Origin of the sequence: Deinococcus cellulosilyticus NBRC 106333 = KACC 11606, from assembly GCF_007990775.1 — a bacterium.
Lineage (GTDB): Bacteria > Deinococcota > Deinococci > Deinococcales > Deinococcaceae > Deinococcus_C > Deinococcus_C cellulosilyticus.
In genome coordinates, this window is record NZ_BJXB01000060.1 from 1 (window position 1) to 12504 (window position 12504).

Genomic DNA, 12504 nt, shown 5'->3' on the forward strand with positions numbered 1-12504 from the left:
ACTGACCTCAGCAGATATTGAAGAGACTGGAGGCACGAAAAAAAGATCGAATCAGATCCGGTCTGGATCTGACCTGTCGAAAGCCCAGGTTCCATCCCTGTTTGAGCTCCACCAGGTTTTTCGGACACAAATTCTGAATCCTCATGCGTTTGATCCAGGACCATAACCATTCAATGGGATTAAACTCTGGGGCATAGGGTGGCGTGTGAAAGATGGTGATTCGCTTACCAGTCTCACTTTTCAGGAAGGTCTGCACCAGTTTTGCCCGGTGAATGCGAGCATTGTCCAGCAGGAGGACCAGTGGCCCATCCATGTGACGCAAGAGGTGCTTGAAAAATTTCACCACCTGCACCGCTCGAATGGCATGACTGTAGCATTGTTGATACACCTTGCCACCGATGGTCATACCGCCAATGGTGGAAAGGTTGTCCCAGTGCCCATGGGTGGGCAACACAGGCGTTTTCCCCTTCTTGGCCCAGGTCATGCCACGCAGTGTTTTCAAACTGGATCCCACTTCATCACACACCACCAAAGTGCCTTGTTCTGCGGCCCTGTGGAGTTCTGGCAGATTCTCCTTGACCCAACGATGAATTTGTTCCTGATTTCTTTCTCTGGATTGAACAGCAGCCTTCTGAGCACTGTAGCCCAGCTGGCGCACCCTTTTACGAAAATGCTCAGGATGGAAACGCAGATTTTGCGTCAGGTAGAGCATTTCTGTCATCCGTCTGCTGGGCATTTGCTGGACTGAATCCCCAGATTCAGGAGTCCGGCAAATATCGAGGCCATGCCTCGATCAGCAAGAAAGGCAACAGCAGGCTGAGGAAGGCGGCTTACCAGGCTGCAGTGTGTTCAGTCAAAACGCAAAGTTTCTTTTCAGCTTTCTACAAAAGGCTCAGAGCTAAGGGCAAGCCTGCCAAGGTGGCTCTTGTTGCTCTGGCACATAAAATCCTTTGCACGGCCTTGGCAGTGGTCAAACAGCAGAAAACCTATCGGGAAGATTTTCATCGCTTGGAACAGGGTTTTCCAGAGGAACCCCTTAAGTGAGCAAGCTCACATTCTGTCACTACGGTATTTCATTTCTTTCGCAAAGAATTTCGCTGCAGCCTTTAAAATTTCGCGCTCGATTCGCAGCGTTTCGACTTCCTTTTCCAGCTCTCGGATGCGCTTTTCCTGTTCGGTCAGGGCTGGAACGCCTCGCCCGGTGAAGACAGGGCGGCCCTGTTCCTGCGCTTCCTTATGCTTGCGGATCCAGCGACACAGGATTTGGACGGAAATGCCCAGGTCTTCGGCCACTTTGGTGGCGATCATCCCGGGCCCTGTGGCCAGCTGGACGGCTTGAAGCTTAAAATCTGTGCTGTATTTGATGGGCGTTTTTCTCACGGTCTGACTCCTATTCTGACAGCTCAACCTGGAGTCAACAAAACTGTAGCAAGATCAAGGATCTCGAGGGAGGTGCCAGTCATTTCACAGGAAGTCCTGTGCTTCCACAGGTTTAACCTGAAACAAGCCTTCTCAGAAAAAATTGTTTCCAGACAACTGTTATACGCTACTGATTCAACTCAGTAACTGCTACAGGCCACTCCACGGGAGACCCGGATCTGGAGCCAGAACCAGACAAAGAAGAGAAAGGCTACACCTTTCTCTCTCCCCCATTTACTGGTACTTTGCAAGCATGTCCTCGATTTTGCCTATCAGGGATTCCAGGACCACCCGATCTTCTGGGGGCACTTTTTTCCAGATCTTCTTGTAGTTGTCCTGAATGAGGGTCCCTACGGTCTTTTGTTTACCGGCTGTGGGCTTTGTCAGCTTCTGAATGAATGTTTTCAGGTCGTTGACCGTGATGCCAGGGTGTTGCAGGGCATGCTCCATGGCCTTTTGCCTGTGGGTGTCGTCCTTGATGCGGGCAAGCAGCTGGCAGTGGGTGAAAGGAAGCAGGTTGTCGTTCAGCAGTTGCTGCACTTCCACCGGGTAACTCAGGGTCGGAAGGCGGGTGGTCACGAACGTCACAAAAGAAGGGAGTCCCACCTCATCAAAGAGAAACTCAATTTGTGCGATCTGCAGCTGGGCTTCTTCGGTGTCCCGGGCATTGTACAGCTGGTTGAGATGAGCAGCAATGTCTTCCCGCGGTTTTTGCAGCTCTGCAGAAAGCAACAGGGTTCCCCCAATCGCCTCTTCATATGCGTTGGGATTGGACCGCTGGAAGTTCTCAATCAGGCTGATGGTGACTTCATCTTTTTCGTTGACCACATCATCCAGCACCGCAGCCAGAATCTGTGCCTTTCCGAGGTCCTCGTGGGCCTGAAGTCGCCTCTCCCCTGCAATCAGTCGGTAGGTGCCGTCCGCTTTGGTCTTCACCAGCACCGGCGTTCGCAGGCCGTGCTTCTCGATGCTCCTGGCCAGGGACTCGCGGGCTTTCTTGTCGAAGCTGCGGCGGTGCTGCACCGGGCTGCGTTCAATTCTGGTCAAATCAATGTGGATGATTTTCATGTTGTGCTGCAAAATGCGGTCCTTCTGGCTGCTGGTGATGTTCTTACCGCCAGACTGCTGATTGAGACGGCTGATCAAACTCACAGGGTCACCCCCTGCTCTGCACCCACCTGCAGTTGACCGAGCACAAACTCCGCCATCTGCTGCAGTTCCTCCTGGGCTTCTTTCAGGCCGTGGATTTTGGTTTTGCGTTCCAGGCTCGTCACCGGTTGCATCATGTACGAGGCGGCCTCATACACCGTTTCACGCCTGCGGATCCCTTCTGAGAAAAGGGGCACGCCGAGTTCCTCGATGCGGGCACGGAGTTCCCCTTGGAAGTGCACATTCATGGTGCTGGTCGGGTTGAGGTTGGTAAGCAGGTACATGCTGACTTTCAGCCCGGGGTTCAGGGGGTTGATGCGGTCAATCAGGCTGTTGAGGGTCACCAGGCTGGTGTGGCCTTTGACGGTCGGCATCACCGGGCAGATGATGGAATCCGCGGCAATGCACGCCTGCTGAGAGAGTTTCGCTCCACTGGGCGAAGCATCAATGAACACAAAGTCGTACTGGTGTTCTCTGGCAACGTCTCTCAGGGCATTGCGGAACTGGAAGATCTCCGGGGTGGCCAGACGGTCCTCAATATCCACCAGGTTCAGGTTCGCCGGGATCAGGTCAAAACCATGCGCATTGTACTGCGGGTGCACCTCCAGGGGCTTGCGATCCAGCATGGTGGGGAGCACCGTGTGCTCTCTGGGGACGTCTCCGAACCCCAGCCATTCGCTGAGGTTCGCCTGGCTGTCGAGGTCCACCGCCAGGACCTTGAAGCCCATCTTGGAGAGCTGGTAACTGAGTTCGCGGACTGTGGTGGTTTTGGCGGACCCACCGGCGTGGTTGAACAGGGTGTGGATGGACATGGGGCTTGACTCCTTTGCCCGCTGCAACAAAAGCAGGTCTTTGATGGGCACCACAGCGGCAATCTTTTGTCTGTGCTGCGTCACAATCAAGCGACGTCCCGACTGGACTTCGGTGAGGGCCTGGGCAAGGCCTTCCCTGAGGGCCCGGACGTTGATTTCTCTGGCAGCCATGAGTGCAGTCTAGGATTTGTGTACGCAAATTGCAAGAATCATCGATAACAAACAGAAAAGACAAAGTTACTGAGCCAACTCAGTAACTTAAAAACATGGCGAACAATCCTGTTTCACAGAGAAGAAAACGGAATTCCCACCCCGTTCCCATTCTCTTCCTCCAGACTTCCCCCTGCCAGCAACATGCCCACATCCACTTCACTGAGGTGCAAATCGCCCCCATTCCCACCTTGCAGCACACTCCTGGACAGGCGGGCTTTTTTCTCCTGCAAAACCAGGATTCTCTCCTCAATGGTGCCTTCCGTGACCAGTTTGTACACAAAGACGGGTTTGTCCTGCCCGATGCGGTAGGCGCGGTCGGTGGCCTGATTTTCTGCCGCCGGGTTCCACCAGGGGTCAAAGTGAATCACGGTGTCTGCCGCAGTGAGGTTCAAACCCACCCCTCCCGCTTTCAGGCTGATCAGAAAGACCTGGACCTCCCCTGACTGGAACCTCCGAACCTGCTCTGCCCGGTCCACGGTCTGACCGGTGAGCACTGCGTGTTCAACCCCCAGCCGATCCAGCTCCTGCCCGAGCACAGCAAGCAGGGAAGTGAACTGGGAGAACACCAGCACTGTGCGTCCCTCTTCCAGCATCCCAGGCAGGGTGTCTTTGAACCACTCCAGTTTCACCGACCTGCGGACCTTGCTGGCCTCTTCCAGCCGAACCAGCCCTGGGTGGCAGCACACCTGCCGGAGTTTCAGGAGGGCGGTGAGCACATGGATTTGACTGCTGGCCAGTCCTCGCTTTTTGATCTCCTCTTGCAGTTGCTGCTGGGTGGCCACCCGGAGGGTTTCGTACAGGTCCCGCTGCTCACCCCCCAGTTCCAGTTTGATGGTGATTTCGGTCTTCGGGGGTAGGTCTCTGGCCACCTCGCCTTTGGTGCGCCTCAGCATCAGGGGACGCACCATCCTGGAAAGCCGGTCCTGACACAAGGGATCGAGGTCTTTCTCGATGGGGTCCCGGTACAGTTGCCGGAATTCCCCTTCGGCAGGCAGAAGGCCAGGCATCAGGAAGTGAAACAGGGACCACAACTCCCCAAGGTGGTTCTCAATGGGGGTCCCGGTCAGGCACAACCGGTGCTGACTTTGCAGGTGCCGGAGGGCCTGACTGGCCTGCCCCCTGGGGTTCTTGATGTGCTGCGCTTCATCCAGCACGATCAGGTGGTACGGGTGACGCGCGAGTGACACCTGATCTTTGACCAGCACCCCGTAGGTGGTGAACACCACATCCACATTCAGAATGTCCCCCCTGCGTCGGTGACGGGCTGCCCCGTGCAAGGTGAGGGTTTTCAGGGATGGTGTGAATTTTTCTGCCTCGGCCTTCCAATTCGGCATCAAACTGGTTGGGGCCACAATCAGCACAGGACGGCTCAGCCTCCCCTGTTCTTTTTCGATCAGGATGTGCGTGAGCGTCTGCAGGGTTTTCCCGAGGCCCATGTCATCGGCCAGGATGCCGTTCATTCCGGTCTCCATGAGCCTTTGAAGCCAGGAAACCCCCTCACTCTGGTAGGGCCTGAGTTCTGCCTGCAAGCCCTGAGGGGCCTCTATGGGTGTCACGGGTTCAGAGAGCCGCTGCAGGTTTCGAAAGAGCTGAAAGGCCTGCGATGAGCCTTTCCACTGCACTTCCCCGGTGTCACCCGAGAGGAGCCCGGCCCCCATGCGGGGAAGTCGCACGGTCTCTCCGCCCTGGTGGTACTCCACGAGCACCCTCAGCAGGGAAAGAATGCGGGTCAACTCCACCTCCAGAAATCTTCCCTCCCCCACCAGGAAGCACTCCATCTGCGGCTCAACCTTGCCCTCCAGCATTTCTTTCAACAGGTCCGGGTGGTTCCTGATCCAGGTCAGCAAGAGGGGCAGCAGGGACACCGTCTTTCCGGCCACCTCCACCCCCAACTCCAGGGAGAACCACCCGCCATCCTCCCTGAGGGTGCACTGCAAGGGACGCTGGATCACCTCTCCCGGGAAGGAGCGGTCCACGGTCACCTCCCAACCTCTGGCTTTCAACACCGGCACCACACGGGTGAGCAGGTGACCCAGGTCAGCATCTCCCTTTGCTGGTGAAGCATGCTGAAACACCATCCCTGTGTCTCCTGTGGAAAGGGGAGAGAGACCCTGGGCTTGCAGGCACGCAAAGGCCTGTTTTTCGACAGTCATGTCCCGCTCCACCAGCATCAGGCGTTGGCCATCAAAGTGTCGCAAGGGTGGGACCCCATTTCTCGCCAGGTACAGCACATCCACCGGAGGGACCATGAGGGCCCCGTAATCCACCCGCAAAGACAGCTGGGGAATGTTGTGATTGCCCAGACCAGTTCCAACAAGCACCGCATTGAAGGTTGGGGTCCCTTTCACCCACTGGACTTCCACTTGCCTTGGACAGGGGAGGGGAGAGCCGTCCATGCCCTGCAGCACCCGTAGGACCTCCTGAACCCGCTCCGGGGCCACTGGAGGAACTGTCAAAAACGATTGGAGTTGACTGCCTGGATGGGAGGTGAGGACCCGACCAGCCCTGAAGTTTCCTGTGTCCACGTACCATGCCTGATCCAGCAAGAGCACCTGAGCTGCAGGAGCCACCTGAAAGTGAGGGTGTTGATTGCCCCGGGCGTCCAATGCCCAGCCCACTTGGCCTTGCCGTTCCTCACCTGCCTGCAGAGGACGGTCCAGGTGGCCTTTGAGGTACAGCAAGCCTTTTTTCAGCAGGCGGTCCAGCACTCCTCCCAGAGGTGTCCTGGGGTGCAGGTGCTGATCCCCTTTGACGTCCAGCACCTCCCTGAGGAGCCGTCCTTCTTCCTCCAGAGGAAGGTAATGGGTGCGACCAGGCACCAGCCGCTGGGGTTGCAGCAACATTCCTTGCTGCAAGGCACCCAGGAACGGCTCCAGGCGGGGCGGCGCCAGGAACGGCTCTTGCTGACCCAGATCCAGCACAAACACCAGTTGACGCTCCGCAGGGGCTGTCTGGGGCCTGACCTCAGCACCATCTCTGGCGGGTGGAGGGAGCAGAGAAGATCTGAGGGAAGATCGTGGTGTCCCGGCAGCACCCGCCTCCAACAACGCCCACAGTTTCCCCCACCCCTGGCTTTCCAGGTATGTGCGCACCTCCACCGGGTTTCGTTTCCAGAGCACCTGCAGTTTCACCTGATGGGCTTCATGGAGAAGCCCGGACTTCTCCCAGCTGAGTCCAATGGTTTTCAGGTAAGCTTCGTCCGCCGGGACAAGCCCGGATGGGGGTGCCTGCGTGAGCGGGGAGAACCAGTGAAACAGCAAGGCCACCATGTGCTTGCAGGTCCGGTACTCTGGGGACTTCTGCCAGCAGGTGCAAGACCCCCGGAACTGGGCGGGGTTGAGGGTGAGGCCCACCCGGAATTCCTCCACCACCTCTCGCACCACACCGGTGATGGTGCGGGCTGCAGGGAGGGGTTTGCAGGACAACACGTCCCCCTCTTTTTGCAGGACCTGACCCCCTTGCCAGTCTTGAGGATGAAAATGGATCTGGAAGGTGCGGGCACCGAAATCCGGTGGGGGAGACCAGGTCACTTACCCCTCCTCTGGAAAAAGAAACAAGAAGCTTGAGCACAGGGACATGGTTCTTTCAGCTTACAGGATGTGCCGGTCTTACCCTGTCCATTCCTTGCGGACAGGTGTCCATGGTTCCATGCCTCTGGAAGGGTGCAAAGCGGATTGGCATTCCGGGCCTTCAATACCCCTTCCCGGAGGGCAGACGTTCTCAAATACACTGCAGGTGAACCAGATCCTCCTTTGTCGAGGGAATTCTTTTCCTGATTCACCTTCAGGACCTGGCAGAAGCACACGGGTCACTTGGTGGATTCCAGCTTTTTCAAGTGGTGGAGCTGCAAGGTTTCTGTGCCTTTCTGTGGCTGGTCAGAAGAGAGGGTGACCACCGGACCACTTGCTAGATGAGGCAGAGGGATTCAGCTTGGGGGAGGGCAGTCTTTTCGGTGCCCTTCCCCCTTACCGATTAACCTGTGGGGTTTAGAACCATCCTTTACCGATTAACCTGTGGAGTTGACCGATCGCCTGCGTCAAAAAAAGCCCATGAAATCGACTTTTTTGCCTGCATGTGTGCTCAAAAACCCTGCTACCGATTAACCTGTGGAGAATGCCTCCCGAAGTACCGATTAACCTGTGGAATTTCGAGAGTTTTTGAGCAGATTGTGCCCCTCTCGCTACCGATTAACCTGTGGGGTTTTCACCGATTAACCTGTGGGGTTCTGGATCCACAACCCCGATTAACCTGTGGGGTTTTCTCCTGGACCACCGATTAACCTGCGGAGAAACAGGGCAAAAAGCCCGATTAACCTGTGGAATTTCTACCGATTAACCTGTGGAATTTCTACCGATTAACCTGTGGAATTTCGCCGTTTTTTGCCTTCCTGGATTCAACTCTTCCGGTCCCTTTGATGATGTCATTCAGTAGTTATCATCTTTTTTCTTTTTTCAATAACAGAAAGAACATCATCAGTGAATCCGGTAGAATCAAAGTCGATGAGCAAACGGCCTGTCAAAGCCCTGTCCAAACCGGTCAAATTGCATTTCCACGAGATGAACCTGCAACGCCTGTGCCTGATCAGCATCCAGCGTCAGATTGACAAGCAGAAAGACCACTCCTGGAAGATCGTCCATGAAACCGAGGGCGACGAACCTTACACGGTAATGCGTCAAAAAAGGCTTCAAGCCGATAAGAGAATTTTACCTTCTTCTGCTGCAACCTGCAGCGGAGTCTGATACCCCAACGCAGCATGAAGCCGCTCAGTGTTGTACCACAGCTGAAATTTCTGAAGCAGGGCTTTCAGTTCTGCCAGATCCTGTGGATCATGTCGAAAGACCATTTCGTACTTCAAAGTCCGGTTGAGCCGCTCCAGAAGGCCCATCCCACCCTTTTGGGAGGTCCTACACCGCACCCAGCTCCCCAACTCCTGACAATGGGCCTGGAAAGGGGCACTGGTGAAGTCTGAGCCACCATCACTCTGGATCAGAAATTGATCGACTGATACGTACTTCTTTAGCTCCTGGATTCCAGCTTTGAGGCTCTGTAAAGCATTCCAGCTGGACAGCTGCGGAAAAGCTAACGTGGCCAGACACAAGCGGGTTTTGACGTCCAGGACCTGATAGACCCACACTTTGCCTTCTTTGGGGAGTTGAACCATGGTGGCATCGATCTGCACCCTACGCCCTGGTGGCCACTTGCTCTCCGGCAAGGTTTCGACTCTGGGTTTTCTGCGTTTCCGGTGTGGAGCGGGATTTAACTTTTGCTGTTTCAGAAAGTCTCGAATCCACCGCTGGCCCACCGGGAGCCCGGCTTTGACGGCCTGCTGATACAGCTTGCGGTAACCAAAGGTGGGGTGCTGCTCTACCAGATGCAGGACCTGTTTACTGCGTGCTTTTTCTTGCTGTTGCTGGGTTTTGTGTTGCTGTTCCCGATGTAGAAAATCCCTGAGCCGGTGGTACGCCACTTCAGCCAGCTGGGCAAAGCGTCGTAAGGTCAACTGGGGGTAAGTGGCGTACAGGGCTGCGATTTCCCCCACTTTCAGAGCCCTCTGATTTTTTTTGCAATATCCAATGCCAGTTCCTTTTCAGCTAGCAGTCGTTTCAGACGGTCATTCTCGTTCTGCAAAGCTGCACTGGGACTTTCATTTTTGTTGGACAGGGCATTCATGCCCCCCTGCAAAAATTGTTCCTTCCACTTGTATACCAGTGGCTCACTGACTTCATAGCGCCTGGCGATGCTGGCCACTGATTCTTCGCCCTTGAGGACTTCCAGGACGATAGTTTGCTTGAGGTCTGCGGGCCAGTTTTTGCGTTGTTTTCCCATGAAAGTGCCTCCAGTAGGTCATTCCTGTCGATTTCTCTTCAGGTTAGGCCATTTTTGGAAGTCTTTCTTGACGCATTACCATCAAACCTCCTGGTTGGTGTTTTGATGAGCTCAGTCTCTGACGTGTCTGTGGCCTTCACCGCTGGTCAAAGCCCCACCATCTGTTGATGAAGTGGCTGTCGGTGGGATCAAAGAACATCCCCTGATCCACACAGGCCTCCACCGTCTCTGCCTGAATCCAGCCGATCAATTGACCCGCAAGCAAAAAGGCCACGGTTCTGATGCCGTTCTCCCCACTGGGCAGAAGGCTCTGGTGTTCTTGCAGGACGTCCTGATGATCTGTGATCTGGTCTGCATGGAAGTGGCTGGCCAGATCGATCACCTTCACGCCAACAAAAGACAGGTGCACCCTTTCTCTGTTGTCATTGCTCCACTGCTTGAAGGCCACCATCAGGAGGCTGCACTGGTGTGCAGTATACTACCGGAACCGGAATTTGTGGATGTTGGAGAAGGTGAGTAGCATCCAGAACTCCAAAACGTTTTTGACCACAGGTTTCAGTGTGTTTTGACGCAGCAGTGAATCCTGGTTTGGGATTTTGGCGTTCGCGCAGAAGTTCCGGCCGATGACTGAAGCCAAAATAAAAAATTCGGCTTTTCGCCGATTAATATAAATATTGTATCCCGTTATGCAGTATTCGTCAAGCATTATCAGAGCACACTTGTGGGCCGTAAGTCAGGATCTGGGGGAAAATCAACCTCTCCGCGATGCTGGTCGGAGAGGATCATCAAGAACGGCTTGACGCACCAACAGGTGCAAAGCGACAGGTGCAAATCCTGCTGCGGACAAGTTATGTTGCTCCCAAAGCACCCACTGATGCTCAAATCCGCCCTGGAACTCATTGATAAGCTCATGGTGGGGTGCATTGCTCTCAGAGGAATCGTTCGGGTCACCGGCATGGCTCATCAACGGGGTTTTGACTTTAAGACACCCTGACGAAATACCTCTTCGGTTTGAACGCTTTTCTCACCCTGTGTCCCCTGGTGAATGTAAGACCTGCCTGATCCATAGAGGAACCTGGGGTGTTTGTACAATAAGCTGAATTTCGGGATCTGGGAGTCGACGTTTGAGCGTGTGCAGCACCTTTTGGGTCACATTTCTTTTTCCCAGGGCCATCAACACAGCCACCACCTCACCTGCGGCAGTGCCGTGCAACACAAAAGCACCTTCAGATCGGTGACGCATGTGCACCTGAACCCCATTGATGTTCAGGGTGGTGCTGGGCCCGGTGGTTTCCATCAACCTCTGCATCTGGTGCTGGGTGGTGAGTTGCCACTTGACCAGCAGGGCTTCCACAGCAAGACGCACTTTGCACTGGTGTTTCCTTGCCCAGTGTTGGACGACCAGCTCAGGTTTCGGAGGAACGATACCCACCCAGCGGCTTCTTTCGGGTTTCTGGTAGAGGCCATGGGAAGCGCGAATGATCAACGGATCTTTTTCCTGGACCATTCGACTCAGCACCGTGTAAACGCGACTATTGTTCACACCCAGTTTCTCAGCGAGTTGACCCACCGAAAACAGGGTGCCTTTTTTGAGGCGGTGAACATATTGAATGGTGCGTTTACGAAGGGATTCCACGACCACTCCTTGTAAGATTACTGTAGCATGTGCGCATTCGGGTCAGATGATTCCAGCCAGCGAAAGACGTTTGAAGTTGTTAGGATTTTTTTGACGCCCAGTTGATCCGGCATCTGCGCGAAAATTCCAGGGTTCCAGCCCTTACTGCCCATGCGTACGACACACCTTCGCCCAGGATTTGCTGGCGTCCAGCAGGAACCTCGCGGTGGTGCAGGAATTCCTGGGGCATTCCAGTCCGGAAACCACCAGCACGTTTTACGCCCGCCCCCCCTTTCTCTCCTGGTCAGTGCCATCCAGCAGCTGGAGGAACGCTAGGTGTTGCAGGATTTGAGCCCCACGGGCTCCCCCTATGCCCTTGATTACGACGAAAACACACGCAGGGAACTGGAAAAACTCTTTGGAGACGACCATGACTGAATTCTCCAGCCAAAAAAAGATCCTGGAATTGCGGGGGAACAGTTTGACCCTGAGGCACTGAGGGCCTTTCTGGCCCCACTTGTGCGCTACTGCATGACCGGCAAAGACAACCCCTACCTGTTCACCCACGCGGTGGACCACCTGATTGAACGCCTGTCTGCCGGTTCAGGTTTCTTGCAGGACCGCTGGATGAACCTGCAGGAAACCTGGACCCTGGAAATCAAAAAGAAGAGCCGTTTCATGGAGATCGCTTCCTACACGGCCATCCTGCAGATTCCAATCCTGCTCAGGCTGGTGGTGCCCACTACAGCTTCCTGCTGGACTGCTGCTGGTTCTGCTTGGCCCACAAGGCATTGGTGACAGTCCACTCGAAACGCCACCTGCGTTCTTTGGCACCCAACTCCGGGGTAAGCATGAAATCCAGGGTGAAAGCCGTGTCGGCATGTGCTTCCTGAAAAGACAGCACTTAATCCGGGGTGAGCAGTTCGCTGCCCACCTGGATGGCCGCCCGGTCTTGCATGGGGATCAGCCTCGCATCTGACCTGCGGCTCACAAACCCACCAGAGTCCACCATCAAGGCCAGCGGGGGACGTTTCTCCGGGGTCATTTGCAGGGCGTACGGGTAGGACACCATCACGGTGTCCACCAGCCGGGGCAAATAAGGGCGAATCAGATCGTCCAGAGGGTATCGAGGACCAAAAGTGGTGACTGGGATGAATTTCATGCGGTTTCCTCCTTGGGAAAAGTCTGCGAGAGGGCCAGGAAGCGCTGCACGGCCAGCAAATGCTTGCAGTCGTGGCCCCTGCGCGAATCAAGGCAATTGCATTTCCGGGTGAAACCCAGGTTCAGATTCACGGTGCGTGGATCGAACCCCCCCACCTCGAAAACCCCTGGGGTGCTGGTGGGGTGCACGGTGAGTTCCCTTGCCCGCATCGCCCGGTACCAGGCCTGTTCGTCCAGCTGGGGTTCATCCTGGGGTTGCAGCAGCAGGGGTAGGTCTTCCTTGAAGGTCCAGGCACCACAGGACTTCAC

General features: G+C 55.3%; 13 protein-coding genes and 1 pseudogene. 3 read left to right on the forward strand and 11 right to left on the reverse strand.

Annotated elements, in window-relative coordinates; genetic code table 11:
- Nucleotides 1-7: 7 nt before the first annotated feature.
- Nucleotides 8-736 carry an IS630 family transposase gene (locus tag DC3_RS28345; protein ID WP_146892046.1) on the reverse strand — a complete coding sequence of 243 codons (729 nt, stop codon included), beginning with the start codon at nt 734-736 and terminating at the stop codon, nt 8-10.
- 8 nt (nt 737-744) lie between these two features.
- On the opposite strand from DC3_RS28345, the gene DC3_RS30205 reads away from it, so the two are divergent.
- A complete protein-coding gene (locus DC3_RS30205) occupies nt 745-1044 on the forward strand; it encodes a transposase (protein ID WP_371863450.1) in 300 nt (99 codons plus the stop codon).
- Between the two features lie 6 nt (nt 1045-1050).
- On the opposite strand, the gene DC3_RS28355 is transcribed toward DC3_RS30205, so the two are convergent.
- The 8 genes from DC3_RS28355 to DC3_RS28390 all read right to left on the reverse strand — a co-directional run bounded on the left by DC3_RS28355 (nt 1051) and on the right by DC3_RS28390 (nt 11055).
- A complete protein-coding gene (locus DC3_RS28355; RefSeq protein ID WP_186816333.1) occupies nt 1051-1380 on the reverse strand; it encodes a transposase in 330 nt (109 codons plus the stop codon).
- A 273-nt stretch (nt 1381-1653) separates the two neighbouring features.
- Complete coding sequence (locus DC3_RS28360; RefSeq protein ID WP_146892052.1) at nt 1654-2571, reverse strand: ParB/RepB/Spo0J family partition protein; 918 nt, start codon at nt 2569-2571, stop codon at nt 1654-1656.
- Entirely contained in the window at nt 2568-3551 is a 984-nt protein-coding gene (locus tag DC3_RS28365; RefSeq protein WP_146892056.1) for a ParA family protein, read from the reverse strand. The genes DC3_RS28360 and DC3_RS28365 overlap by 4 nt, the downstream gene beginning before the upstream one ends.
- Before the next feature lie 113 nt (nt 3552-3664).
- Nucleotides 3665-7123: a DEAD/DEAH box helicase gene (locus DC3_RS29880; protein WP_146892058.1), complete on the reverse strand. Its 3459-nt coding sequence runs from the start codon at nt 7121-7123 to the stop codon at nt 3665-3667.
- Between the two features lie 1154 nt (nt 7124-8277).
- Complete coding sequence (locus DC3_RS28375; protein WP_146892060.1) at nt 8278-9132, reverse strand: integrase core domain-containing protein; 855 nt, start codon at nt 9130-9132, stop codon at nt 8278-8280.
- Nucleotides 9133-9134: 2 nt separating this feature from the next.
- Nucleotides 9135-9419 carry a transposase gene (locus tag DC3_RS28380; protein WP_146892062.1) on the reverse strand — a complete coding sequence of 95 codons (285 nt, stop codon included), beginning with the start codon at nt 9417-9419 and terminating at the stop codon, nt 9135-9137.
- Nucleotides 9420-9555: 136 nt separating this feature from the next.
- Entirely contained in the window at nt 9556-9870 is a 315-nt protein-coding gene (locus DC3_RS28385) for a hypothetical protein (RefSeq protein ID WP_146892064.1), read from the reverse strand.
- 573 nt (nt 9871-10443) lie between these two features.
- Nucleotides 10444-11055 carry a DUF6088 family protein gene (locus DC3_RS28390; RefSeq protein ID WP_146892066.1) on the reverse strand — a complete coding sequence of 204 codons (612 nt, stop codon included), beginning with the start codon at nt 11053-11055 and terminating at the stop codon, nt 10444-10446.
- A 166-nt stretch (nt 11056-11221) separates the two neighbouring features.
- On the opposite strand from DC3_RS28390, the pseudogene DC3_RS30210 reads away from it, so the two are divergent.
- Both DC3_RS30210 and DC3_RS28400 read left to right on the forward strand, forming a co-directional pair.
- Nucleotides 11222-11386: pseudogene (locus DC3_RS30210) on the forward strand (hypothetical protein); the annotation flags it as partial.
- Between the two features lie 179 nt (nt 11387-11565).
- Entirely contained in the window at nt 11566-11832 is a 267-nt protein-coding gene (locus DC3_RS28400; protein ID WP_146892070.1) for a hypothetical protein, read from the forward strand.
- 106 nt (nt 11833-11938) lie between these two features.
- Here the strand turns inward: DC3_RS28400 and DC3_RS28405 are convergent, their stop codons facing one another.
- Both DC3_RS28405 and DC3_RS28410 read right to left on the reverse strand, forming a co-directional pair.
- Nucleotides 11939-12196 carry a hypothetical protein gene (locus tag DC3_RS28405; protein ID WP_146892073.1) on the reverse strand — a complete coding sequence of 86 codons (258 nt, stop codon included), beginning with the start codon at nt 12194-12196 and terminating at the stop codon, nt 11939-11941.
- On the reverse strand, nt 12193-12504 hold a 312-nt coding region (locus DC3_RS28410; RefSeq protein ID WP_146892075.1), incomplete at its 5' end, for an SWIM zinc finger family protein. The genes DC3_RS28405 and DC3_RS28410, both read right to left, overlap by 4 nt.